Below are 23,597 nucleotides of genomic sequence, written 5' to 3'. Positions count from 1 at the left end.
CAACCCGTTCTGGAACCCCGTGAACGACCGCCCGCCCGCGTAGTAGTCGGTGGCGTCCTTGGTGCGGCGGCCCGCCCAGACGGTGATCGCCAGGGTGATCGCGACGAAGAGGGAGAAGAGGCTGATGATCAGCGGCCGGTGCTCCGTGGTGTCCACGGCGGCGAGGTGCAGGGCGGCGTTCGTCATCGGGCGTCCTCCGCGGTGGTGTCGTCGGCCGGGGCGGTCTGCGCGGTCTGCGCGGTCTGCGCGGTCTGCGCGGGCGTCGTACCCGCCTCGACGACGGCCTTCAGGCGCGCCGCCTCGGGGTCGAACCGGGCGCCGGCGTGGCGCGCGTACCACCAGGCGATGAGGAAGGTGGTGGCGAACTGCGCGAGGCCCAGGACCAGGGCGACGTTGATGTTGCCGAAGAGCTTCTCGGCCATCAGGTCGCGGGCGTAGTTCGACAGCAGGACGTACAGCAGGTACCAGCCGATGAAGCCGACGGTCACCGGGAAGGCGAAGTTGCGGAAGCGACGGCGCAGTTCGGCGAACTCGGCGCTGTCCTGCATCTCGCGGTAGCCGCGGCGGTCCGGCTCTCCGGGCGGTGCTGCCTGTGGGGGGACTGTCATGGGGCCTCCTGCGGCTCGGCTGCGCGGCGGTACGGCGGGCACACCGTACCGGCGTCCGGGCAAAGGCGATAGACGGTCCGCAGGAGATCGGTGGGACGGGAGTGGCGGGCGCACCGGCCGCGGTGGTACGGACGCGCGAAGGCGGCGCGGGGTCCCCTCGTACCGGAGGAACCCGCGCCGCCTTTCCGGGAGTTCAGCCCTGCGGCACGATCGGGAACGCCTGCATGTCGTTCTGCGTCAGGATCGGCATCTTCACCAGCTCGCTGTCGGCGACCGCCAGGCGCAGCCTGGGGAAGCGCGCGAAGAGCGCGGGCAGCGCGATGGCCCCCTCCAGCCGGGAGAGCGCGGCGCCGGGGCAGACGTGCGGGCCGTGGCCGAAGGCGAGGTGGCGGGTGGGCTCGCGGGTGATGTCGAAGGTGTCCGCCGCCTCGCCGTGGTGGGCGCGGTCGCGGCCCATGGCGCGGTAGGAGGCGACGACGCCCTCGCCCTTGGCGATGACCAGGCCGGCCTCGGGCACCTCGATGTCCTCGGCGGCGAAGCGCATCAGCACATGGCTGGTCGGGGGGTCCCAGCGCAGGGCCTCCTCGATCACCGCGTCCCAGCCGACCGTGCCGTCGAGCACCAGGCGCAGCTGCTCGGGGTGGGCGAGCAGGGCGCGTACCGCGTTGATGATCAGCGTGATCGTCGTCTCGTGGCCGGCGGCGACCATGGCCTGCAGGTTCCCGGCGACCTCCTCGATGCTCATCGGCTCGCCGCCCTCGTCGGCGAGGATCAGCGCGCTGGTGAGGTCGTCGCCGGGGGCGGCCTTCTTCTCCTTGGCGAGGTCCAGGAAGTAGGTGTTGAGCGTCTCGATGGCCGCGAGCCGCTCGTCTTGGGGGGTCAGCATGGAGAAGAAGACCTTGTAGAGCCGCATCAGCTCCGGTATCTCGCTCTCCGGTACGCCCATCAGCGTGCAGACCACCGACATCGGCAGCGGCGCGGCGAAGGCCGTCTTGAGGTCGATGACGCCGTCGGGCGCCGCGGCGGCCTGCGCCTCGGCCCCGTCCAGCAGGGTGGCGACCAGGGACTCGATGACCGGCCGGATCTCGTCCAGCCGGCGCGGGGTCAGCGCCTGCGCGATCTTGGTGCGCAGGCGGCGGTGGTCAGCGCCGTCGGCGGTGAACATCGACGGCGGTACGTCGATCATGCCGACCAGCGGCCAGGCGCGGGTGACCGTGCCGTCCTGCCACAGGCCCCACCGGTTGATGTCCTTCACCAGCCGGGTGTCGGTGAGCAGCCGGCGGCCCAGCTCGTGGGAGGTCACCGTCCAGGCCGGCACGCCGAGCAGGTCGATCCGTACCAGCGGACCGGCGGCGCGCAGGCGCTCGGTCTCGCCGTCGAGGTCCTGGAGCATGGGGTCGATCGCGATGACCTCCCCGGGGGCGGACTGCGGCTGGCTCAACGGCTGCGTCTGGCTCAACTGATGCCTCCAATGGCGGGAACGGGGGTGAAGCGGACCGGCAGTGCGGTCATACCGCGCAGGAAGGCGGACGGGCGCCGCATCAACTCCTGCGGCTCTACGGCGAGTTCGAGGTCGGGCAGCCGGTCCAGGAGCACCTCGACGCCGGTCCTGGCGATGATCTCGGCGAGCTCCTGCGCCGGGTACGGGCAGCGATAGGCGCCGTGGCCGTACGCGAAGTGCGCCGAGTTGCCGCTCTGCGCCGGGGTGAGGTGCTGGCGTACCAGCGGATCGTTGTTGGCGGCGCCCAGGCCGAGCAGCAGCAGGTCGCCGGCGCGGATCGCGCACCCGGCGAGGCGGGTGTCGCGGGCGGCGAAGCGGCCGGCGACGATCTGGCTGGGGGTCTCCTCCCAGAGCACCTCGTTCATCGCCTGGCCGACGCTGTGGCGCCCGCCGCCCAGGGCGGCGGCGAAGCGGTCGTCGGTGAGCATCAGCCGGACGGTGCTGCCGATCCAGTCCGAGGTGGGCAGGAAGCCCGCTCCGATGGTGTCGCGGATGTCGAGGAGGATCTCCTCGTCGGTGAAGTCCCCGGCGTTGGCGAGCAGCCAGGAGACGAGGCCGGCGTCGGGGTCCGCGCGCCGGTCCGCGACCAGGGCGGCGATGGCGGCCATCCACTCGGCGTGCGCCCGCCGGGCACCGGGGCCGCCGTCGACGAGTTCGTTGAGCAGCCGGGCCAGCTCGGGGCCCTTCCCGTCGGGGAAGCCGAAGAGCCGCAGCAGCGCGTACTTCGGCAGGTGGACGGAGAAGGCGGCGACCAGCTCCGCCTCGCCCCGGCCGCAGAAGGCGTCGATCAGCCGGTCGGCTATCTCCTCGCAGGCGCGGCGGCAGGAGAAGGGGTCCACCGTCTCCAGCGCGCGTGTCACCAGGTCCGCGTGGCGGCGGTGCTCCTCGCCGGCGCTGAAGTAGACCGAGGGCGCGGGCGGGCCGACCACCGGCAGCAGCGGCCAGTCGGGGGCGAGGTGCGGCCACTGGTTCCACAGGGAGCGGTCGCGGGAGTAGAGCACCGGGTCGGAGGTCACCTGGTGCAGCTCGTGGTAGCCGATGACCAGCCAGGCCGGCACGCCCCCGTACAGCTCGACCGGCACCACCGGGCCGTGCTCGCGGCGTATTTCGCGGTAGAGGGACTGGGGCTCGGTGTGGAAGCGGGGGCCGGAGAGGGGGACGGGGGCGGGGTGGGTGACGGGGTGGGTGACGGGGCAGGTGGGCTGCTCGGGCTGTGCGGCCTGCTCAATCTGCTCGGTCTGCTCGGGCAGGGGCGGCTGGGTCATCGGACCGGCTCCGGTGCGTGCGTGAGGGACTGCAGATGCCGCACCAGTTCGAGCAGCACCTCCTTGCCGGAGGCGCGCGAGCGGGCGTCGCAGTCGATGAGGGGGACGTGCGGGTCGAGGTCGAGGGCGTCGCGGATCTGCGCGGCCGTGTACGGCGGGCCGCCGAAGTCGTTGCGGGCCACGATGAACGGCGTGCCGTGGTGCTCCAGCCGGTCGATCGCGTACCAGGAGTCGGCCAGCCGGCGGTCGTCCACCAGCACGATCGCGCCGAGCGTGCCGGCGAAGAGGCGGTCCCACAGGAACCAGAAGCGCTCCTGGCCGGGCGCGCCGAAGAGGTACAGCACCGTGCGCTCGTCCAGGCTGATGCGGCCGAAGTCGAAGGCTACGGTGGTGGTCGTCTTGCCGGGCACGGCCGCCAGGTCGTCCGTACGGGCGGACGCCTGGGTCATGGTCTCCTCGGTGTTCAGCGGCCGGATGTCGCTGACGGAGCGGACCATCGTGGTCTTGCCGACGCCGAAGCCGCCGACGATGACGATCTTCAGGGCGTTGTCGGCGGTCTCGCTCAGGGGTGTGCTGGGCGGGGCGTCCTCAGAGGCGTCGGCGGAGTCCAACGAGCAACTTCTCCAGGGTGTCGGGGTCGGGCAGCGCCGACCGGCTGGTGGCGGAGCGCGGATGGCGGGCGGTGATCCGGCCGGCGGCGAGCAGGTCGCCCAGCAGGATGCGGGTGATGCCGACCGGCAGGCGCAGCTCGGCGGCGACCTCCACCACGGCGGTCGGGAAGCGGCACATCCGCAGGATCGCGACGTGCTCCTTCTGCATCCCGGCGGCCGGCGCGCACTCGCTGACCACCAGGGTGACCAGGTCGAGTTCGTCGCCGGCCGGGCGGGAGCGGCCGCCGGTCACCGTGTACAGCCGGTCCGGGTCCTCGTCCCGGTGCGAGCGCTTCATGCGGATCTCCCCCGTGGGCTGAACTGGGCTGGTCTGTGCTGGGCTGAACTGTGCTGTGCTGAACTGGGCTTCGGCCGAGTGGACTTGGCCGGGCGGACCGGGCCGGGTCAGGGCCGGTCGGGTGCTCAGTCCGGCAGGCCGGCCAGTCGGTCGGCGGGCAGGCGGGGAGCGGCGCTGAGGTGCTCGCCGAGCTGCTCGACCAGCTCCATCATGTTGTGGCCGACGAGCCCCGCGTCGCACTCCTCGTCCGCGACGATCGCGACGTGCGAGCCCGCGCCGGCCTCGACGATGAACAGCACGCCGCCGTAGAACTCGGTCATCGACTGCCGCACGCCGCCGCTGCCGTCGCCGAACTCCATGGAGGCGCCGTGCGCGAGGGACTGGATGCCGGCGGAGATGGCCGCGAGCTGGTCGGCCCGGTCGTCCGACAGCTCGGGGGTGTGGCAGAGCTTCAGGCCGTCCCGGGAGAGTACGAGGGCGTGCCGGGTGCCGGGGGTGCGCGCGAGCAGCGCCTCCAGCAGCCAGGCCAGTCCGGCCGCACCGACGGGAGGGGTGGCAGATCCGGTGGTCATGCGTCGTCCTTAGGGGAATGCGGGGCGGGGTGGCCGGCCGGCTGGTCGGCGGCCGGGGTGGTCACGGTGGCTTCCGGGGCGCGTACGGCCTGGCGGAAGGCGCCGAAGGCGGCGGGTTTCGCCGGGGGTTGGGGAGCGGGGGGCGCCTCCGCCGTGCGGTGGTCGGCGGGAGGGTCGGCCGGGCGCCCGCGCCCGCGGTTGCGGTCGCCGGGCAGGCCGTCGGGGTGGGCGGAGGCCATGGTGCGGCCCCGGTTGCGCTTGGGGAGGACGGGGGCGGGGCGGTCCGGGGTGCCGTGCGCCGGGGTGGGGGGCTGGGCCGGGGCGGGGGCCTCGTCGGCCCCGTCGGGGGTGGCGGCGTGGCCGGCGTCGGGCTCGCGGTCGGCGGACCGGGGGGCGGGGGTCGGCTCGTCCGCCACCTCCCGGGGCGGCTGCACGTGGCGCTGCGGGGCGGGCGCGGTGGCCTGGGGGGTGCCCCGGGCCGGGTCCTGGTGGGCGATCAGCTCCTGCGGGATCATCACGACCACCCCGGTGCCGCCCATGGCGGAGGGGCGGAAGGAGACCGTCAGCCCGTGCTTGCGGGCCAGGATGCCGACGACCGCCAGGCCCAGCCGGGTGCCGGTGAGCCCGGTGAGGTCGGTGACCGCGCCGGAGGTGACGCGCTCGGCGCGCCGCAGTGCGGTGTCGCTCATCACCAGGCCGGCGTCCTCCACGGTCACCGCGACACCGGCGGGCACCTCGGTGACGTAGACGTGCACCTCGGTCGTCGGGGGCGAGAACGTGCAGGCGTTGTCGATGACTTCGGCCAGGAGGTGCATGACGCCCTCGGCCGCGTGGCCGGCCACGGCCGGCTCGCTTCCCTCGCCGCCGACGTGCGGCCGTACGCGCTGGTAGCCGGCGACGCGGCCCATCGCGCCGCGCAGCACCGACTCCATGCCGATCGGCTTGGCCCAGCGCCGTCCCGAACGGGCGCCGCTGAGCACGGCGATGCTGTCGGCGAGGCGGCCGGCCTGGCTGGTGCGGTGGTCGAGGTGCAGGAGGTCGGCGAGAACGGCCGCGTCGGCGTGCCGGTGCTCCATCTCGTGCAGGTCGGCGAGCATCGAGGTGGCCAGCGCCTGCATCCGGCCGGCCGCGTTGGCGCAGGCGGCCATGACGCCCGCGCGGCGGTTCTCGCTGCGGGCCGCCTCCTCGGCGACCTGCCGCAGGACACGCAGATAGGCGGGGTCGGCGGGCATCCGCACGCCGTTGACGGCGGTGACCGCGGAGGCGCCCGCACCGACGCGGGTGAGCAGCGCGGGCACCGTCTCGTCGGCGAAGCGCACCGCTGCCCGCCGGGCCTCGGCCAACTCGGCGGTGAGCGCGGCGTTCGCGGCGGCCAGCTCGGCGGCACGGGCGTCCGCGCGGGCGGCTGCGGTGGAAGCGGCGGTGGAGGCCGCTACGGCCTCGGCAGTGGCGCGGGCCCGCAGCGTACGGGCCGTCTCGCGGAAGTGGGCCGCGGCGGCGACGGCGACGCACAGCGCCGCGGCGGCGACGCCGAGCCCCCAGGCCAGCGGTATTCGGCCGGAGTCGGGGGCGGCGAGCACCGCGCCGGTCACGGCGGGCGCGGCGAGGGCTGCGCAGGCGCACAGGGCGATGAGGACGGGTCGCAGTCGCCGGGTGGTGCTCGTGGTGGCGCGTGCGGCGTCCTGGTGGGAGGTCATCGGCGGGGTGGCTCCTCAGGGCAGGCGACCTGACCCGGGTGTGGGGTGGTGCGGTCCAGACCGTTCGGGAAATGACCTTATATGGATCTTCACGGACGCACCAGAAGCAAGTCCCGCCCACCGTCGCGCACAAGCGGCGCAGATCTCGTTGGTGCGACGCCACCTGCCGGGCTGGCAAGGTGCGTTGGCCCCGGCGCAGCCGGATTCCGGCTGCGCCGAGGGTCCTTGACGCACCGCCGTCCTCAGATGCCCGGTATCTCCCGCGCCCGGAACGCCGCGCGCACCGCGTCCGCGGCCGCCCGGCCGTACATCTCCTCGGCGGTCGCGATCGTCGTCTGCGCCGCCGCCCGGAAGGCGGTGTCGGGCGCGAAGCCGAACTGGGCGTTGACGATGATCCGGTCCGCCGTACGCGGCCCGAGCGCGCCGCGGATGTCGTAGAGCGCCCGGGACCAGATCTCCCCGTCGGCGTGCACCTCGCCGATGCGGTCGCCGTAGACCTTGTCCTCGTCTATCCGGCGCAGGCAGTGCGGTGCGGTGCCGGTGTAGGAGACGGCGTCCCAGTCGGCCACGCAGGCGATCGGGGCGTTGACGGACCAGCCGTAGCGCTGGGCGGCGGAGGCGCCCACCTCGACGGCGAGGTAGTCGCCGAAGGCCTCGCCGATGGAGCCGGACTCCACCGTGGTGCCGAAGCCGGGGACCTGGGCGTGGTGCACCGCGTGGCCGTACTCGTGCACGATCACCTCGGCGTCCTCGGCGTCGTCCACACCACCCTTGCCGAAACGTATCTCGGCCTTCTTGTCGGTGAAGAAGGAGTTGTCGGCGCCCCACTGGTTGATCCGCACCGGCTGCCGGCGCGCGTTGACCCCGGGCAGCTCACTGCCGAAGCCGAGCCCCTGCAGGTACTCCTGCGCCTCGTTGACCCAGAAGTACGCCATCACCTGCTCGAACTGGTCGGCGCTGCGGGTGTACCGGAAGCCGCCGGAGCCGACACTGGCGGACTTGCCCGTGTCGGAACGCACGCTCACCCAGCGTCCGTTGAGGAAACCGCTGGAGTCGAGGTTGCGCAACGCCACCTCGGCGTAGTCCCCGGCCGGCACGGCGGCGTCGGAGTCCTTGGCGTCGGTGAGCGTCTGCACACCGGAGGACTGCACCGGATTGACCATGAACACCCGCCCGCGCGGGGCGCTGTCGGCAGCGGCCGGCACCGCGAGGGTGGCGGCGAGCGCCACGGTGCCGATGCAGGCGGCGAGGAGACGACGGGGCATGGATCCTCCGGATCGACGAGTGCTGACCAGACGTGCCCGCACAGGATTACGCACCCCGGCCCCCTTGGCCAGAGCCCGCCGTCACCAGACCCGACTCGTAGGCCAGCACCACCGCCTGGGCCCGGTCGCGCAGCCCCAGCTTCGCGAAGATGCGGGCGACATGGGACTTCACGGTGGCCTCGCTGAGGGTGAGCCGCTCGGCCAGCTCGGCGTTGGACAGGCCGCTCCCCAGATACGTGAGTACTTCGCGCTCGCGTGGTGTCAGCCCGCTCAGGCTGCGGGGCACGGTCGGCGTGCCGTCCTGCGCGAACCGCTCCACCAGCCGCCGCGTGATGGAGGGCGCCAGCAGGGCGTCGCCCGTGCCCACCAGCCGCACGGCGGCGGCGAGGTGCTCGGGGGTGACGTCCTTGAGCAGGAAGCCGCTCGCACCCAGGGACAGCGCCGTGTACACGTAGCGGTCCAGGTCGAAGGTGGTGAGGATGAGCACCCGGGTCGCCGGGGACTCCGCGAGGATGATCCGCGTGGCCTCCAGCCCGTCCATGTTCGGCATGCGGATGTCCATCAGCACCACGTCCGGCCGCAGTTCACGTGCCCGGCTCACCGCCTCCAGTCCGTCCGCGGCCTCACCCACCACGTCGATCCCGCGTGCGGCCAGGATCAGCCGGAAGCCGGTGCGGATCAGGGTCTGGTCGTCCGCCAGGAGCACCCGCGGCGACGGCTCCCCACCCGCGGCATCCGCGCTCACGGCCGGTCCAGCGGGATACGCGCCCGCACCCGGTAACCCCCGCCGAGGCGGCGCCGGGCGTCCAGCTCCCCACCGTGGACGGCGACCCGCTCGCGCAGGCCCAGCAGTCCGCGTCCCGTTCCGTCGACGTGCCCCGAAGCCGGCCGGCCCCTCCCCCGCGCTGCCGCCCCAGGCGCCCCCGGCACCCCCGGCGCCCGCTCGTCCCGAGTGAGCGCACTCGGGCCGGTGTTCAGCACCTCCACCCGCAAAGAGTGGTCCGCATAACGCACGGTCACTTCCGCCCTCCCCCCGTCTGCGTGCTTGAGCACATTGGTCAACGCCTCCTGCACTATCCGGTACGCCGTCACCTCCACCCCGGTGGGCAGCGGGCGCGGCTCCCCCGATATCCGCACCTCGACGGGCAGTCCGGCAAAGGAGACCTTGTCCACCAGCCTGCTGAGGGAACTGAGCCCCGGTTGCGGCGCGAACACCGTGTCGGCGGAGTCCTCTTCCTCCCCCGCACCGTCCGGGGACGGTGCGAGCAGTCCGAGCAGGTGGCGCAGCTCCGTCATCGTGGAGCGGCCGGCGTCCTCCACCGCGCGGATCGCCGTGGACGCCTCGTCGGGCATCGCGGCCATCACCTCCCGCGCGGCGGAGGCCTGCACCACCATCAGGCTCACGTTGTGGCTGACGATGTCGTGCAACTCCCGTGCGATGCGGTCCCGCTCGGCCTGGACTGCGGCCTCCGCGGCGCCCTGGCGCTCACGTTCGAGCAGCCAGCCGCGCTCCTCCAGCGCCCGGCGATACTTCCCCCGGGCCACGCGCAGGGCGAAGCCGAGCGCCGCGGCGGCGGCCACCGCCACCCCCAGCGCCAGGACAAGCCAGCCCGTCGTCGAGATCCACATGGCAACACCCTGGCAGACGGCGGGTCCCGCCGCATCGGCCTGTGGATGCAGCCGGCTCCATCCACGGATGGAGCCGCTCCCCGCGATGCCATCCCCAGGCTGATGTCCCGCCACGGGCCGCTCCCTTAGCGTCCTGACCATGATGACTGCAGAGCTCGTCGTCCAACTGGACGGCATTCGCAAGGAGTACGGCGAGACCACCGCCCTGGGCGGCGTCTCCCTGGAGATCCGCGCCGGGGAGGCGGTCGCGGTGATGGGGCCGTCGGGCTGCGGCAAGTCCACGCTGCTCAGCATGATCGCGGGGCTGGACCGCCCGACGGCGGGCACGGTGCGGGTGGCGGGCCAGGACATAGGGCGGCTGGGCGAGCGGGAGTTGGCGCTCTACCGGCGCAGCCGGATCGGCATGGTCTTCCAGTTCTTCAACCTCATCGACGACCTCTGCGCGCTGGACAACGTCGCGCTCGCCGCCCAGCTGACCGGCACCCCGGCCCGGCAGGCCAGGCGCCGCGCGCTGGAGCTGCTCGACGAGCTCGGCATCGCGGACCGCCGCAACGCCTGGCCCGCGACGCTCAGCGGTGGTGAGCGCCAGCGCGTCGCGGTGGCCCGGGCGTTGATGAACAGACCCGCGCTGCTTCTTGCCGACGAGCCGACCGGCGCCCTGGACAGCGCGGCCGGGGAGCAGGTGATGGACCTGCTGCTCGACCTCAACCAGATAGGGCAGACCCTGCTGCTGGTCACCCACGACGAGCGGCTGGCCCATCGGTGTGCGAGCCGGCTGGTCAGCCTCGCCGACGGCCGGGTGGCCGGCGAGCAGACGCTGGAGCGTCTCGGATGAGCGCCGTGTGGCAGGCCGCGCGGGCGGCGGTGCGGCGGCGCAGGCTGCAGACGCTGGTCATCTGGCTGGTCACCCTGGTGTCGACGGGGGTGCTGGTCGTCGCGCTGGGCCTGGTCGACGCGGCGTCGGCGCCGTTCGACAGGGCGTTCGCCCAGCAGCGCGGCGCCCATGTCACGGCTTCCTTCGACCGTGCGGACGTCACCGACGGGCAGCTCGCCGCCACCGCCCGGCGCCCCGGGGTCGCGGCCGCCTCGGGGCCGTTCCCGCAGGCGGACGTGGAGCTGCCGCGTGAGGTGTCCTCGTCCCTGGGGCTGGACAGCGGTCTGCGGGTGGTGGGCCGCCCCGGCCCCGGCGGCCCGGTGGACCGGGTCGAGCTGCTGGGAGGCCGCTGGGCGCGCGGGCCGGGCGAGATCGTGCTGCGGCGGGATCCGAACTGGGGGCTGGACGACCTGGGTGCGCGGCTGCAGGTGCCCGGCGGCCCGCGGCTGACGGTGGTCGGCTTCGCGCACAGCCTGAGCCGTACCGCCGAGGCGTGGGTGGCGCCGGAGCAGATAGGCGCACTGCACCCGAAGGCCGTCCAGATGCTCTACCGCTTCGACCGGGCGTCCACGGCCGGGGAGTTGCGTGCCTCGGTCGGGGAGGCGACGGCGGGGCTGCCCGCCGGGTCGCTGGTGGCCCAGCAGTCGTATCTGGCCCTCAAGGAGCAGATCGGCGCCACGGCCAGGGCGTTCGCACCCTACCTGCTGGCCTTCGGGGTGCTGGGGATGGCCGTCTCGGTGCTGATCGTGGCCAACGTGGTCAGCGGTGCGGTGATCTCCGGCTTCCGCCGCATCGGCGTGCTGAAGTCCCTCGGCTTCACCCCCAACCAGGTGGTGGGCGTGTATCTGACGATGATCGGCGTCCCGGCCGGGCTGGGCTGCCTGCTGGGGGCCGGCGCAGGCAATCTGCTCGCCGGGCCGCTCCTGGAGTTCGCCTTCCAGGGGCCCGACGCGGGCGTGCTGCACGGGGCCATCGGCATCAGTCCGCGGGTGAACGCGGTGGCGCTGCTGGGGATGCCCGCCGTCGTGCTGCTGGCCGCGCTGCTCCCCGCGCTGCGGGCGCACCGGCTCCCGGCAGCCCGGGCGATCAGCGCCGGCAGCGCACCGGCGGCGGGGCGGGCGCTGCGGATCCAGCGGGGGCTGGCGGGCTCGCGGCTGCCGCGCCCGGTCAGTCTGGGGCTGGGACTGCCGTTCGCCCGGCCGGGGCGCAGCGCGCTGACGATGGCGGCGGTCGTGCTGGGCGTGACGACGGTGACCTTCGCGACCGGGCTGGCCGCCACGATGACACGGATGGCCACGGCGGAGGACGTGCACGCCCGCGATGTGACGGTCTACGCGACGGCGCTGCGAGGCGGAAAGGAGGTGAAGCCGGCGCACGACCCGGCGGAGTTGCAGTCGCTGCTGGGTTCGCTGCCGGGGGCGGCGCAGGTGGTGGCGCAGGGCTTCGCGGACGTACGGATCGAGGGGATGTCCGAGGGCGTCGTCCTGGACGGGCGGCGCGGCCCCGACCCGACTCTGGGGCAGGGCCTGGTCAGCGGGCGGTGGATGCGCGGACCGCACGAGGTGGTGGCACCGTCGGCCTTCCTCGAGCGGCGGGGGCTTCAGGTGGGCGACACGGTGCGGCTGCGGAAGGGGGAGCACGAGCTGCGGGTGCGGATGGTGGGCCAGGAGCTGTTCGGCGACGGGCGCTCGCTGTACGCGAACTGGCCGGCGGTCACGTCGCTCTCCCCCGCCGAGGAGCCGAACCAGTACCACGTACGCCTGACCGCCGGCGCCGATCCGGCCCGCTACGCGGCGGCGGCGCGCGCCGCCGACCACGGGGTCTCGACAGCGGTGCGCGGACCGAACGCCGTCGTCCAGACGATCGTCGGATCGGCGTCGGGGCTCACGTTGATGCTGGCGGTGGTCGCGGCGCTGGGCGTGTTCAACACGGTCGTGCTCAACACCCGCGACAGGCGCCGCGATCTGGGGATGCTGAAGTCCATCGGCATGACGCCCCGTCAGGTCACGGCGATGATGGTGGTGTCCATGGCGGCCCTCGGCCTCGTGGGCGGGCTGCTCGGCCTCCCGCTGGGGGTCCTCGGGCACGCGCTGGTCATGCCCGAGATGGCGGGGGCCGTGGGGTACGTACTGCCGGATCGGCTCATGCAGGTCTGGCAGGTGTGGACCCTGGCCCCGCTCGCCCTGGCGGGCACGGCGCTCGCGGCGCTGGGCGCGTACATACCGGCGCGCAGGGCCGCGCGGCTGACGATCGCGGAGGTGCTGCGCAGCGAGTGAGGGCTCTCCTCCCGAGCCGCTCCCGGGCTCTGGTGACACCACCCTTCGAACGCCCTTCCCACCTCACCCCCGGTGCGGGACGCTCCAGTTGACGGCAGACTGGGAGGTCCTGCCGGGGAGCCGGGGGCCTGTATCGAGTCGGCCTTCCGCGCCCCGGCGCACCAGCGCTCCGCGCGGACGAAGGCCGACTCGATACAGGGCCCCAGGAGGCACCCGTGGTCAATGCACACCAGACGTTCGTCATCGTCGGCGGAGGTCTCGCCGGGGCCAAAGCGGCGCAGGCGCTGCGGGCTGAGGGCTTCACGGGGCGGGTGATACTGATCGGCGACGAGCCGGCGCCCCCGTACGAACGGCCCGCCCTGTCGAAGAAGTTCCTCCTCGGCAAGGAGGAGCGCGAGAGCCTCTTCGTCCACGAGCCCGCCTGGTACGCGCGGCACGAGGTGGAGCTGCATCTCGGCCAGAGCGTCACGGAGTTGGACCGCGCCGCCCGCACGCTCACGCTCAGCGACGGCACCCGGGTGCATTACGACAAGCTGCTGCTGGCCACGGGCGCCGAGCCGCACCGGCTTGACATCCCCGGCACCGGACTGGCCGGGGTCTACCACCTGCGCCGCCTCACCCACGCGGAGCTGCTGCGCGGCGTGCTCGCCACGCTCGGCCGCGAGAACGGCCGGCTGCTGATCGCGGGTGCCGGCTGGATCGGCCTGGAGGTGGCGGCCGCCGCCCGGGAGTACGGGGCGGAGGTGACGGTCGTGGAGGCGGCGCCCTCCCCCCTGCACCAGGTGCTGGGCCCGGAGCTGGGCGAGGTCTTCACGGACCTGCACCGCGAGCACGGCGTGCTCTTCCACTTCGGCGCCCGTCTCACGGAGATCACGGGCCAGGACGGCATGGTGCTGGCGGCCCTCACGGACGACGGCGACGAGCACCCGGCCCACGCGGTCCTGTCGGCGATCGGCGCGGCCCCGCGCACCGCGCTGGCGCAGAGCGCGGGCCTGGCGGTGCTGCCGACGCAGCGCGGCGGCGGCATCAGGACGGACGCGGCGCTGCGCACCTCCGACCCGGGCATCTGGGCCTGCGGGGACGTGGCGGCGGCGGAGCACCCGCTGTACGGCACGCATCTGCGGGTGGAGCACTGGGCGAACGCCCTGCACAGCGGCCCGGCGGCGGCGCGCTCCATGCTGGGCCGGGAGGTCGTGTACGACCGGGTGCCGTACTTCTTCTCCGACCAGTACGACCTGGGGATGGAGTACTCCGGGCACGCGCCGCCCGGCTCCTACGACCAGGTGATCTGCCGGGGCGACGTGGCAAGACGCACGTTCGTCGCGTTCTGGCTGAAGGAGGGCCGCGTGCTGGCCGGCATGAACGTCAACGTCTGGGACGTGGTGGAGGACATCCAGCGCCTGATCCGCACCGGCCGCCCCGTGGACACCGCCGCGCTCGCGGACCCGGGCACGGACCTCGCCTCCCTGGCGGCCCCGGCGGACTGAGCGCGGCGGGCCGGGGCGCACGCCCTCGCACCCCGGCGGGGTGGAGATCCCGGCCCCGCTACCCTCGGCCCCATGACGATACGCACCGCCGAGGTCCCCGCCGCCGACGTCGTCCCGCTGCGCTGGGCGGTCCTGCGCCCCGGCCTCCCCCGCGAGTCCGCCCTCTTCGCCGAGGACGAGGCACCGGGCGCCTTCCACCTGGCGGCATACACCCCCGAGGGCGGGATCGGCGCGGTGATCTCCTTCTGCGCCGAGCCGCTGCCCGACGCCGCTTCCGGCACCATCCCCGCCCCCCACACCCCCTCCCCCGCCTACCGCTTCCGCGGCATGGCCAGCGCCCCCGAGCTGCGCGGGCAGGGCTACGGGGCGGCCGTGCTGCGCGCCGGCCTGGCGGCGGCCCGCGCCCGCGGCGCCGCGCTGGCCTGGTGCAACGCCCGCAGCGAAGCCCGCGGCTTCTACGAGCGCCACGGCTTCACGATCCGCGGCCCCGAGTTCGTGATCGAGACGGTCGGCCCGCACTACGTGATGACCGCCACCCTCGCCACCGCCGCCGCCCCGACCACTGCCCCCGCCCCCGGCGACCCGGCCCGTCCTGTCACCGCGCGCCCGTAGAATCCCCCCATGGCAGGACGGATCAACGACGACGACATCAAGGCGGTCCGCAGCGCGGTCCCGCTGGACTCCGTCGTCTCCGACTACCTGCAGCTCCGCTCCGCCGGCGGCGGCCAGCTGAAGGGCCTGTGCCCCTTCCATGAGGAGAAGTCCCCCTCCTTCCACGTCAGCCCGGCCAAGGGCTTCTACCACTGCTTCGGCTGCCAGGAGGGCGGCGACACCGTCGACTTCGTGATGAAGATGGAGCACCTCTCCTTCTCGGAGACCATCGAGCGCCTGGCCGCCCAGGCGGGCATCACACTGCGGTACGAGGAGGGCGGCTACGCCCCCGGCCGCCAGCAGGGCGAGCGCATCCGGCTGGTGGAGGCGCACCGCGCCGCCGCGCTGTTCTACGCCGAGCAGCTCGGCGGCGCGGAGGCGGAGATCGGCCGGCGCTTCCTCGCCGAGCGCGGTTTCGACCAGGCGGCGGCGGAGCACTTCGGCGTCGGCTACGCCCCGGCGGGCTGGGACCATCTCACCCGCTACCTGCGCGGCAAGGGCTTCAGCGACAAGGAGCTGACCCTCTGCGGCATCGCGCAGGAGGGCCGCCGCGGCCCCATCGACCGCTTCCGCGGCCGGCTGATGTGGCCGATCCGCGACATCACGGGCGAGGTCGTCGGCTTCGGCGCGCGCAAGCTCCGCGACGACGACAACGGCCCGAAGTACCTGAACACCCCCGAGACGCCGCTGTACCGCAAGTCCCAGGTGCTCTACGGCATCGACCTCGCCAAGAAGGACATCGGCAAGCAGTCCCGGGCCGTGATCGTCGAGGGCTACACCGACGTCATGGCCTGCCATCTCGCAGGTGTCACCACCGCCATCGCGACCTGCGGCACCGCCTTCGGCGGCGAGCACGTGAAGATCCTGCGCCGGGTGCTGCTGGACAACTCCCGCTCCGAGGTGGTCTTCACCTTCGACGGCGACGCGGCCGGCCAGAAGGCGGCGCTGCGGGCCTTCGAGGACGACCAGAAGTTCGCGGCGCGTACGTCGATCGCGGTCAGCCCCGGTGGTATGGACCCCTGCGAGCTGCGGCTGGCCAAGGGCGACGAGGCGGTGGCGCAGCTGGTGGAGGAGCGCTCGCCGCTCTTCGAGTTCGCCATCCGCTCCTTCGTCCGACAGCACAACCTGGACACGGCGGAGGGCCGTTCGGCCGCGCTGGAGGAGTCGGCGCCGGTGGTGGCCCGCATCAAGGACCCCTCGATCCGGCACGACTACGCCGTCCAGCTCGCCGGGATGCTGGGCATCCTGGACGAGACGTTCGTGGTGCGCCGGGTGGGCCAACTGGCGCGGTTCGCCCGGGAGAAGGGCGACCGCCCGCAGCAGCACCGCCGCGCCGAGCCCGTACGGCAGCAGCCGCAGCCGCGGGCGGGCCGCGCCGGCGGTGCGGGCCCGCGCAATCCGGGGCAGCAGGTGGAGCGGGAGCTCCTCAAGCTGGCCCTGCAGTTCCCGTCCCTGGTGGCGCCGACCTTCGACGCCTACCGCGAGGACGAGTTCACCGCCGCCGCCCACGTGGCGGTGCGCTCCGCCATCGCCCGCGCCGGCGGGGTGGCCTCCGCGGTCGAGGCCGACGACGGCTTCCTGGCCCGGGTGCGCGAGGCGGCCCCCGACGACACGGTGCGCCGCGCGGTCACGGAGCTGGCCGTGGAGCCGCTGCACACCCGCCGCGAGCCGGACGAGATCTACGCGGGCGAGCAGCTGATCGCGGTGCGGCTGAAGGCGGTCGAGCGCGCCATCGCGGAGGTCCGCGGCCGGCTGCGCCGCCTCGGCCCCCAGGCCGCCGCCGATCAAATGGCTGCCGCGCAGAGCGAGTTGTGGTCGCTCCAGCAGTACGACCGCTCGCTGCGCGAGGGCGGCGCGGCGGCGCTCTGACCGGCGCCCGAGTGCTTCACGCCCCCCGCGTCCGCCGCCCTTCCGCCACCCACGGTCACCGCCGCGTCACGGGGCGGCCACAAATAGTGCTCGCACGCCCCTACTGCGCGCGGTGTGGCATACAGCACACTGGGGGCGGTGCCTGAGTCTTCGGAGCGCGGTGGAAACGACCTCGATACGGCCGAATCCGCCGGGGATGCGCTCACGACATACGGGGCGGAGCGCGGCGCGGCAGCCGCGACCGTTCCCCTGCCGCACGCCCTCGAACCGGCAGTGATCACTCTGGAGGTCGCCCCCGTGCAGACCCGGACCCTTGCTCCTCCGGCGCAGCCGCCCACGCACACCGTGGGCCGGCAGACCCGTGTCCACCACCATCCGGAGGGGGAGGCGGAGCCCCCGGAGGCGCTCCTCACCCAGGCCCCACCCGTCCCACCGCCCCCGTCCGGCGCGTCCGGCTCGTCCGCGCCGCGCACCGCCGACACCGGCAGCCCCTCCTCCGACCTCTTCCGCCAGTACCTGCGCGAGATCGGCCGGATACGCCTGCTCAGCGCCGCCGAGGAGGTCGACCTCGCCCGCCGGGTCGAGGCGGGCCTCTTCGCCGAGGAGAAGCTGGCCGGGGCCCGCGACCTCGACTCCCAACTCGCCCTGGACCTCGACCGGTTGGTCGTGCTGGGCCGGATGGCCAAGCGCCGCCTGATCGAGGCGAACCTGCGGCTGGTGGTCTCCGTGGCCAAGCGCTACGTGGGCCGCGGGCTGACGATGCTGGACCTGGTCCAGGAGGGCAACCTCGGCCTGATCCGGGCGGTGGAGAAGTTCGACTACGCCCGCGGCTACAAGTTCTCCACCTACGCGACCTGGTGGATCCGCCAGGCCATGTCCCGCGCCCTGGCCGACCAGGCCCGTACCATCCGGGTCCCGGTGCACGTGGTGGAGCTGATCAACCGCGTCGTACGGGTGCAGCGCCGCATGCTCCAGGAGCGGGGGTACGAGCCCACGCCGCAGGAGGTCGCCGCCCAGCTGGACCTGACGCCCGAGCGGGTCAGCGAGGTGCTGCGCCTGGCCCAGGAGCCGGTGTCGCTGCACGCGCCGGTGGGCGAGGAGGACGACGTGGCCCTCGGCGACCTGATCGAGGACGGCGACGCCGCCTCCCCGGTCGAGTCGGCGGCGTTCCTGCTGCTGCGCGAGCATCTGGAGGCGGTGCTCTCCACCCTCGGCGAGCGCGAGCGCAAGGTCGTACAGCTGCGCTACGGCCTCATCGACGGCCGCCCGCGCACGCTGGAGGAGATCGGCCGGATCTTCGGCGTGACGCGCGAGCGGATCCGCCAGATCGAGTCCAAGACCCTCAACAAGCTCCGCGACCACACCTTCGCGGACCAGCTGCGGGGCTATCTGGACTGAGCCGCCCGGAGAGCCGCGGTCCGGCCGGGCCCTCAGAGGGCCCCGGGGTACTGCTGCTCCCGCACCGCCTCGTACTGCCGGCGCACCGCCTGCCCCACCGCGAGCTGCTCGCCCGGCTCGAAGACCTGGTGCGCACGGCCGGGCCAGGGTGGCGGGGTGTCCGCCGGGAACCTGCCCTCGGCGGCACCCCACGCCCAGGCGGCCTGCCGCGCCGCGCCGAGCGCCGTGTAGTCGGCGGCCTCGGGGACGACGATCCGCGCCCCGAGGAGCGCGGGGGCGAACTGCTGGACGGCGGGCAGCGCGGCGGCGGCGCCGAGCAGGAAGACCCGCTCGACGGCCACGCCGCGCCCGCGCAGCACCTCCAGCGCGTCCGCGAGCCCGCAGAGCATCCCCTCGAACGCGGCCCGCGCCAGGTGCTCGGGCTTCATCGACTCGCGCCGCAGCCCGTGCAGCGACCCGGCGGCGTGCGGCAGTTCGGGCGTGCGCTCACCTTCCAGATAGGGCAGCAGTACGAGCCCGTGGGCGCCCGGCGTGGAGCGCAGGGCGAGCGCGGAGAGCCCGGCGAGGTCGGTGGGCTCCAGCCCGACCAGCTCGGCGGCGCCGCGCAGGGTGCGCACCGCGTTGGCCGTGTGGACGACGGGCAGGTGCATGCCCGTGGCGTCGGCCAGGGAGGTGATGATCCCCGAGGGGTCGGGCAGCGCCCGGTCGTGCACGGCGAAGACCGCCCCCGAGGCGCCGAGCGTGACGACCGCGTCACCGACGCCCACCCCGAGCCCGAAGGCGGCGGCCATCGTCTCGCCCGTACCGGCGGAGATCAGCAGCCCCTCGGGGGTGCGCCCGGCGGCCTCGGCGGGGCCGAGCACCTCGGGCAGCCGTGCCTCCTGGCCGAGGGCGGCGGCGAGCAGGTCGCCGCGCCACTGCTCGGTGGCGGTGGAGTAGTAGCCGGTGGCGGAGGCGGCGCCGCGGTCGGTGGTACGCCGCTGGGGGCAGCCGAGCAGTTGCCAGACCAGCCAGTCCTGGGGCAGCAGCACCTGGGCGGTGCGCTGTGCGGCCTCGGGCTCCTCGCGGCGCAGCCAGGCGAGCTTGGCGACGGGCAGCTTGGCCTGCGGCACCGTGCCGACCGCCTCGGCCCAGGCGGCGCGCCCGCCGAGGGCGTCGGTCAGATCGGCGGCCGCCCCCTGGGCGCGCGGGTCGTTGCCGACGAGCGCGGGGTGCACGGGCGCGCCCATGGCGTCGAGCGGGAGCACGGCGTCCTGGCGCGCGGCGACGCCGATGGCCTGCACGCCCTCCAGCAGTCCGCCGCCGCAGGCTTCGCCCAGGGCGAGCAGCCAGGACTGCGGATCGACCCCGTACGCCTTCGCGTCACCGTCCGCCGCCGCGGCGGCGGAGGGGTGCGCGGCGTAACCCTGTTTCAGCACGGCACCGGTCTCGGCGTCGCAGACGACGATGTGCGTGCTCTCGGAGGAGCTGTCCAGCCCGGCGACTATGCCCATGCGGACGATGATGCACCATCGCGCCGCCGGGCCCGGCGGCGTCGGCGCGGAGAGGGCGGGGCAAGAGGCTCGGACGTGACGATCGCCACACGGGTTCAGGTGTTGCTGGTGCCCCACTCGTCGGCGGACGCCCCGTCGCCGCGCCCGCGCCGCAGCCGGGCGGCGAGGGGCTCGGGGAGGCGCTCGGTGACGACGGCGGCCACCCGCACCACGGCCTCGCGCCCGCCCAGACCGGCGGCCTCGGCGGCGTTGCGCACCGCGGGGCTCTGGGCGAGCTCGCGGGCGCCCTTCCTGATCTGCTCGTAGCGCTCGCGCCCGGCACGCGCCCCCAGCACGTACCCCACGGCCATCCCTGCGGCGAACGTGATCCGGTGCACCATGGCTGCCATCCTCCTCGCGCTGGTCAGGCTGCTGATCGAGGGCGCCCCCGGCACCCGCGGATACCGATTTCAGAGCACGCCCCGCCATGCGCTAATGTATTGCTCGCAGCGAGGGAACGCCCACCGGGAGACCGGAGAGCACCCCCACGAAGCATTCCTCCGTAGCTCAATTGGCAGAGCAGCCGGCTGTTAACCGGCAGGTTACTGGTTCGAGTCCAGTCGGGGGAGCAGACGAGAGAGGTCCCTTCGGGGGCCTCTTCTTCGTTACGCCCCACGCCCCGCGCTTCTCGCCACGGAGCGCACACAGCGCCCGGGCCCCCACCCACCCGGCGGAACTCCACCGGAACCAACCGCTCCACCCCCGGCGTCCCCCACCACGCACAACGCACCACAGGCCCCCGGTCATATGACAGGGGGACCCCGGGCGACAGATCGTATGAACGGCTATGCTGCGGCAGACGGCGCGCACATCTGTACGCGGCACGCCGTAACGGGGCGGTAGCTCAGCCGGTTAGAGCAGCGGACTCATAATCCGCCGGCCGTGGGTTCGAGTCCCACCCGCCCCACCGGACAGAGGCTTGAAACCGCCCCTGACCAGCAGCTTTACCAGACTGAGGCCCATCGCGCCCACGCGATGGGCCTCAGCTTATGCCGAAACCAAGATCATGTGACCGAACCGTGCCCGAGAGGTCACCGGCGGGGTCCCGCGCCCCTCTCGACGGGCCCCAGCCCGCCCACAAGGCCGACTGGAGGGCGGCGCCCGCGTCCGGTCACACGATGGACACTCGGGATGCGTGCATCAGCCTCACCATCGGCCATATCGGTTCAACGTGTAGAGGCCATTGAATCTGCGGAGGCATGGTTCCTGCCCGCGAGTGCCGCTTCGGTAGGGGGCACGCGCCCTACCGAAGCGGAATGCTCCGCGCGGCCCCGCTGGCACGAGCCGCGATCGCAATCCCAGACAGGGGTTTCAGCGTTCTGGTTGTGAAGGAGCACGGCCGGTCTCCTTTGCCCGGATGCCGGCTCGATTGTCAGTGCCCTTCGTTACGCTCTGGCCATCACTCGACACGCAACTTCTCGTCCCGAGGCCGCACATGACCGATGCATGGCTGTACGAAGTCCCCACCGCCGGTAGCAAGCACCTGCCGCCGGACGGGCGCTACATGGAAGCCCTGGCCAATCAGGGCTACGGCTTCGAGACAGCCATCGCCGACCTCGTCGACAACTCCATCGACGCGGGTGCCAAGGACGTCGTCATCCACTTCCTGCGCGACGGGGACCAGCTCCTCAGCCTCCTCGTGGTCGATGACGGCAAGGGCATGGGCGAGGAGGAGCTCGACGTCGCCATGACCGTCGGCGGGCGCCGCGGCTATGACGAGCACGCGCTCGGGATGTTCGGCACCGGGTTGAAGTCCGCCTCCCTCAGTCACGCCGCCTCGGTGACCGTCGTGTCCAAGACGCGGCGTACGCGGGCCGTCGGGCGGCGCTGGGTGATGGAGCGCGCGGTGGAGGGCTTCCAGTGCGACATCGTGGACCCCGATTACTCGCAGTCGCTCATCGACCGCTACTCGGGGCGTCCGATCACCTGGCAGGGCACGGTGATCCGCTGGGATGGTGTGAAGAACTTCCCGCAGTACGGCGGGGACCGGCAGACCGACCGCTATCTCCACCAGACGATCAACAAGCTCGGCCTGCACCTGGGGCTCTACCTGCACCGCTTCCTCGCCCGGGATGACTTCAACATCACCATCGCCGTGGAGGACGTCGCCACCCGTACGGAGTACATGAACTTCGGCGTGCAGCCGCTGGACCCCTTCGCCTACCCGACTCCGGGGCACCCCGAGTACCCGCTCGACTTCACCGCCGAGGTGCCGAACGTCGGCGCCGTGGCGCTGCGCGCACACATCTGGCCACCGAAGTCGTCGCTGGACGAGTACAAGGCCGTCGGCCCCGTCATGGAGCGGCAGGGGTTCTACTTCTACCGCAACGACCGTCTGGTCCAGGCCGGTGGCTGGAACGGCTACCGCCAGCCCGAGCAGCACTTGTCCCTGGCCCGCGTCGCGGTCGAGCTTCCGCCTGCGGGCGGTGAGGTTTTCCGCCTCACCGTGAAGAAGCAGGGCGTGGAAGCGGGTCCGGAGTTCGCTGCCGCGCTGCTGGACGGCTGCGTAGGCGGTGAGCGCGCCTTCGGGCAGTACATAGAGGAGGCGCAGGGCGTCTACCGGGACGCCCGCAAGCGCGCCGGCGCCACCCGTAAGCCCGTCATCGGCCCCGGCAAGGGATTTGACCCGGCCGTGCGGGAGGTCATCGAGGACGAGCTGCCGCTCATCCCCGGCGAGGAGCCCATCGCGATCCGCTGGCAGGCGTTGGACGACTCCCTCTTCTTCGACATCGACCGCGAGGGGCGCGTCATCGTCTTGAACCGGCGCTTCCGCGACACGATCCTCGGCGGCCGTCGAGGAGGGCTCAACGACGCCCCGTTGCTCAAGTCCCTGCTGTACCTGCTGTTGCACGAGGTCTTCGAGAAGGAGTACATCGGCTCGCGCCAGAAGGACAACCTCGCCCTGTGGCAGTCGGTGATGCTGGCCGCCGCCCAGAGCGAGGTCGAGCGGGCGGGCGGCGACCTTCAGTCCTGGCGCGGGGTCCTCAAGCCGGCGGTGTCGATGGAGTCGGCGCGCGTGAACGGAGAGGCCCATGCCTGAGCAGTCCTTCACCGGCGTTGCCTGGTCGACAGTCGAGGAGCAGCTGGCACAGGGCATGGGTGTGCGGTATCCGCTGTCTGCCGGGCCGGGGGTCGGCGATGGCCCGGAAGTGGTCTACAACGTCGAGGGCGGCCGGACGGGCATCTCCTTGCTGGTCGGCTTGGAGCGTACGGAGCAGCCTCCGCGCTCTCCGCTCTCGGCGGTCCGTGTCGAGGCCGTCTCCTTCGAGGGACACCGTATGGCGCGCTTCAGCACGCCGCGGCCGGAGTTGCTGCGGGATTTCCACGATCTGCTGATGGCGGTGGCGGGGCGCATCCTCGTCGAGGGGCGCTCGCTCCAGCATGCCTTCGATCTGACGGTGCACGCCTGGGCGGCGTTGCTGAGCCGGCCGCGCTCGATGAGTGCGCAGCGCAGGCTGGGGCTGCACGGCGAGCTCGCGGTGATGCGTTCGCTGGCCGAGCGGGAGGGGTGGCCGGCGGCCGTAGCGGCGTGGGTGGGGCCCTTCGGTGAGGAGCACGACTTCGCGTTGGTCGACTGTGACCTGGAGGTGAAGACCACGTCCTCGGAACGGCGTTTCCACACCATCGACGGGGTGGGGCAGCTGCAGGAGTCGCCCGGACGCCCGCTGTGGTTCGTCTCCGCGCAGGCCACCCGGGGTGGACGCGGGGGCCGCACGCTGCTCGAATCCGTCGAGTCCGTACGGGAAGCCGTCGCCGCTGCGGATATCCGCTCGCTCACCCCGCTGGAGGAGGCGCTGCGAAGCGCCGGCTGGGATGCCGACCAGCCGGACGACGAGCGGTGGACGATACGCGATGAGCCGTTGGTGCTTCGCGCTACCTCGATGCCCCGGCTCACCCTCGACCTGCTCCCGACCAGCCACACCGGCCGCATCACGGCCGTCACCTACGACGTCGACGTGACCGGGGCCGAGCCGGCTACGGACTGTCCCGTCGCCCTCTCTCCGCTTCGTCTCCCCTGAACCGCG

19 protein-coding genes, 2 tRNA genes and 2 pseudogenes are annotated in these 23,597 nt (G+C 73.3%); 10 read left to right on the top strand and 13 right to left on the bottom strand.

The features are described 5' to 3' along the window. From ACFQLX_RS11995 to ACFQLX_RS11945, 11 genes and pseudogenes are all read right to left on the bottom strand, one after another. Positions 1 to 186 (bottom strand): annotated as a pseudogene (locus ACFQLX_RS11995) (cation acetate symporter); the annotation flags it as partial. 80 nt (positions 187 to 266) lie between these two features. After that, positions 267 to 608: pseudogene (locus ACFQLX_RS11990) on the bottom strand (DUF485 domain-containing protein); the annotation flags it as partial. Between the two features lie 193 nt (positions 609 to 801). Then, the gene (locus ACFQLX_RS11985) at positions 802 to 2,001 is read right to left on the bottom strand and encodes a cytochrome P450 family protein (protein WP_386414359.1); all 1,200 of its coding nucleotides are present in this window, start codon (positions 1,999 to 2,001) and stop codon (positions 802 to 804) included. Positions 2,002 to 2,063: 62 nt separating this feature from the next. Further along, positions 2,064 to 3,374, bottom strand: a complete 1,311-nt coding sequence (locus ACFQLX_RS11980; protein WP_386414351.1) for a cytochrome P450 family protein — start codon at positions 3,372 to 3,374, stop codon at positions 2,064 to 2,066. Next, on the bottom strand, positions 3,371 to 3,985 hold the full coding sequence (locus ACFQLX_RS11975; RefSeq protein ID WP_386414350.1) for a GTP-binding protein: 615 nt from the start codon (positions 3,983 to 3,985) through the stop codon (positions 3,371 to 3,373). The genes ACFQLX_RS11980 and ACFQLX_RS11975 overlap by 4 nt, the downstream gene beginning before the upstream one ends. Further along, entirely contained in the window at positions 3,963 to 4,322 is a 360-nt protein-coding gene (locus ACFQLX_RS11970) for a DUF742 domain-containing protein (RefSeq protein WP_386414349.1), read from the bottom strand. Before ACFQLX_RS11970 ends, ACFQLX_RS11975 begins: the two co-directional genes overlap by 23 nt. Positions 4,323 to 4,447: 125 nt before the next feature. Then, positions 4,448 to 4,894: a roadblock/LC7 domain-containing protein gene (locus ACFQLX_RS11965; RefSeq protein ID WP_386414348.1), complete on the bottom strand. Its 447-nt coding sequence runs from the start codon at positions 4,892 to 4,894 to the stop codon at positions 4,448 to 4,450. Continuing rightward, positions 4,891 to 6,591: a sensor histidine kinase gene (locus tag ACFQLX_RS11960; protein WP_386414347.1), complete on the bottom strand. Its 1,701-nt coding sequence runs from the start codon at positions 6,589 to 6,591 to the stop codon at positions 4,891 to 4,893. The genes ACFQLX_RS11965 and ACFQLX_RS11960 overlap by 4 nt, the downstream gene beginning before the upstream one ends. A 242-nt stretch (positions 6,592 to 6,833) precedes the next feature. Continuing rightward, positions 6,834 to 7,856: a M4 family metallopeptidase gene (locus ACFQLX_RS11955; protein ID WP_386414346.1), complete on the bottom strand. Its 1,023-nt coding sequence runs from the start codon at positions 7,854 to 7,856 to the stop codon at positions 6,834 to 6,836. 46 nt (positions 7,857 to 7,902) lie between these two features. Beyond that, on the bottom strand, positions 7,903 to 8,601 hold the full coding sequence (locus ACFQLX_RS11950; RefSeq protein WP_386414345.1) for a response regulator: 699 nt from the start codon (positions 8,599 to 8,601) through the stop codon (positions 7,903 to 7,905). Next, entirely contained in the window at positions 8,598 to 9,485 is an 888-nt protein-coding gene (locus ACFQLX_RS11945; RefSeq protein ID WP_386414344.1) for a sensor histidine kinase, read from the bottom strand. Before ACFQLX_RS11945 ends, ACFQLX_RS11950 begins: the two co-directional genes overlap by 4 nt. Positions 9,486 to 9,627: 142 nt before the next feature. On the opposite strand from ACFQLX_RS11945, the gene ACFQLX_RS11940 reads away from it, so the two are divergent. From ACFQLX_RS11940 to ACFQLX_RS11915, 6 genes are all read left to right on the top strand, one after another. Next, on the top strand, positions 9,628 to 10,320 hold the full coding sequence (locus tag ACFQLX_RS11940) for an ABC transporter ATP-binding protein (protein WP_386414358.1): 693 nt from the start codon (positions 9,628 to 9,630) through the stop codon (positions 10,318 to 10,320). Beyond that, positions 10,317 to 12,635 carry an ABC transporter permease gene (locus tag ACFQLX_RS11935; RefSeq protein WP_386414342.1) on the top strand — a complete coding sequence of 773 codons (2,319 nt, stop codon included), beginning with the start codon at positions 10,317 to 10,319 and terminating at the stop codon, positions 12,633 to 12,635. The genes ACFQLX_RS11940 and ACFQLX_RS11935 overlap by 4 nt, the downstream gene beginning before the upstream one ends. A 215-nt stretch (positions 12,636 to 12,850) precedes the next feature. Beyond that, positions 12,851 to 14,122, top strand: coding sequence for an NAD(P)/FAD-dependent oxidoreductase (locus ACFQLX_RS11930; RefSeq protein WP_386414341.1), 1,272 nt, complete (start codon positions 12,851 to 12,853; stop codon positions 14,120 to 14,122). Positions 14,123 to 14,194: 72 nt separating this feature from the next. After that, positions 14,195 to 14,734, top strand: coding sequence for a GNAT family N-acetyltransferase (locus ACFQLX_RS11925; RefSeq protein WP_386414340.1), 540 nt, complete (start codon positions 14,195 to 14,197; stop codon positions 14,732 to 14,734). Positions 14,735 to 14,743: 9 nt separating this feature from the next. After that, positions 14,744 to 16,642, top strand: coding sequence for a DNA primase (dnaG, locus tag ACFQLX_RS11920; protein ID WP_386414339.1), 1,899 nt, complete (start codon positions 14,744 to 14,746; stop codon positions 16,640 to 16,642). 138 nt (positions 16,643 to 16,780) lie between these two features. Next, positions 16,781 to 18,040 carry an RNA polymerase sigma factor gene (locus ACFQLX_RS11915; RefSeq protein ID WP_386414338.1) on the top strand — a complete coding sequence of 420 codons (1,260 nt, stop codon included), beginning with the start codon at positions 16,781 to 16,783 and terminating at the stop codon, positions 18,038 to 18,040. A 32-nt stretch (positions 18,041 to 18,072) separates the two neighbouring features. Here the strand turns inward: ACFQLX_RS11915 and ACFQLX_RS11910 are convergent, their stop codons facing one another. Then, positions 18,073 to 19,533, bottom strand: a complete 1,461-nt coding sequence (locus ACFQLX_RS11910; RefSeq protein WP_386414337.1) for an FGGY family carbohydrate kinase — start codon at positions 19,531 to 19,533, stop codon at positions 18,073 to 18,075. A 95-nt stretch (positions 19,534 to 19,628) separates the two neighbouring features. Continuing rightward, the gene (locus tag ACFQLX_RS11905; protein ID WP_386414336.1) at positions 19,629 to 19,913 is read right to left on the bottom strand and encodes a YtxH domain-containing protein; all 285 of its coding nucleotides are present in this window, start codon (positions 19,911 to 19,913) and stop codon (positions 19,629 to 19,631) included. A 155-nt stretch (positions 19,914 to 20,068) separates the two neighbouring features. Between ACFQLX_RS11905 and ACFQLX_RS11900 the strand changes: the two genes are divergently transcribed. The 4 genes from ACFQLX_RS11900 (at position 20,069) to ACFQLX_RS11885 (ending at position 23,591) form a co-directional block, all read left to right on the top strand. Next, positions 20,069 to 20,141, top strand: a tRNA-Asn gene (locus ACFQLX_RS11900). A 264-nt stretch (positions 20,142 to 20,405) separates the two neighbouring features. Then, positions 20,406 to 20,479: transfer RNA gene (locus ACFQLX_RS11895), tRNA-Ile, on the top strand. A gap of 528 nt (positions 20,480 to 21,007) precedes the next feature. Continuing rightward, entirely contained in the window at positions 21,008 to 22,612 is a 1,605-nt protein-coding gene (locus ACFQLX_RS11890; protein ID WP_386414335.1) for an ATP-binding protein, read from the top strand. Continuing rightward, the gene (locus tag ACFQLX_RS11885; protein ID WP_386414334.1) at positions 22,605 to 23,591 is read left to right on the top strand and encodes a PD-(D/E)XK motif protein; all 987 of its coding nucleotides are present in this window, start codon (positions 22,605 to 22,607) and stop codon (positions 23,589 to 23,591) included. The genes ACFQLX_RS11890 and ACFQLX_RS11885 overlap by 8 nt, the downstream gene beginning before the upstream one ends. The last annotated feature ends 6 nt before the right edge of the window (positions 23,592 to 23,597 follow it).

The sequence above is a fragment of the Streptomyces polyrhachis genome, assembly GCF_042663125.1.
GTDB classification, from domain to species: Bacteria; Actinomycetota; Actinomycetes; order Streptomycetales; family Streptomycetaceae; genus Streptomyces; species Streptomyces polyrhachii.
This window is presented reverse-complemented; position numbering and strand designations above follow the sequence as displayed.

Bases quoted from the DNA above. Each gene is read 5' to 3' on its own strand.
- dnaG (WP_386414339.1), top strand. From the start codon at position 14,744: ATGGCAGGACGGATCAACGACGACGACATCAAGGCGGTCCGCAGCGCG.
- ACFQLX_RS11955 (WP_386414346.1), bottom strand. From the start codon at position 7,856: ATGCCCCGTCGTCTCCTCGCCGCCTGCATCGGCACCGTGGCGCTCGCC.
- ACFQLX_RS11935 (WP_386414342.1), top strand. From the start codon at position 10,317: ATGAGCGCCGTGTGGCAGGCCGCGCGGGCGGCGGTGCGGCGGCGCAGG.
- ACFQLX_RS11980 (WP_386414351.1), bottom strand. From the start codon at position 3,374: ATGACCCAGCCGCCCCTGCCCGAGCAGACCGAGCAGATTGAGCAGGCC.
- ACFQLX_RS11970 (WP_386414349.1), bottom strand. From the start codon at position 4,322: ATGAAGCGCTCGCACCGGGACGAGGACCCGGACCGGCTGTACACGGTG.
- ACFQLX_RS11910 (WP_386414337.1), bottom strand. From the start codon at position 19,533: ATGGGCATAGTCGCCGGGCTGGACAGCTCCTCCGAGAGCACGCACATC.
- ACFQLX_RS11960 (WP_386414347.1), bottom strand. From the start codon at position 6,591: ATGACCTCCCACCAGGACGCCGCACGCGCCACCACGAGCACCACCCGG.
- ACFQLX_RS11890 (WP_386414335.1), top strand. From the start codon at position 21,008: ATGACCGATGCATGGCTGTACGAAGTCCCCACCGCCGGTAGCAAGCAC.
- ACFQLX_RS11940 (WP_386414358.1), top strand. From the start codon at position 9,628: ATGACTGCAGAGCTCGTCGTCCAACTGGACGGCATTCGCAAGGAGTAC.
- ACFQLX_RS11965 (WP_386414348.1), bottom strand. From the start codon at position 4,894: ATGACCACCGGATCTGCCACCCCTCCCGTCGGTGCGGCCGGACTGGCC.
- ACFQLX_RS11885 (WP_386414334.1), top strand. From the start codon at position 22,605: ATGCCTGAGCAGTCCTTCACCGGCGTTGCCTGGTCGACAGTCGAGGAG.
- ACFQLX_RS11925 (WP_386414340.1), top strand. From the start codon at position 14,195: ATGACGATACGCACCGCCGAGGTCCCCGCCGCCGACGTCGTCCCGCTG.
- ACFQLX_RS11905 (WP_386414336.1), bottom strand. From the start codon at position 19,913: ATGGTGCACCGGATCACGTTCGCCGCAGGGATGGCCGTGGGGTACGTG.
- ACFQLX_RS11945 (WP_386414344.1), bottom strand. From the start codon at position 9,485: ATGTGGATCTCGACGACGGGCTGGCTTGTCCTGGCGCTGGGGGTGGCG.
- ACFQLX_RS11985 (WP_386414359.1), bottom strand. From the start codon at position 2,001: ATGCTCCAGGACCTCGACGGCGAGACCGAGCGCCTGCGCGCCGCCGGT.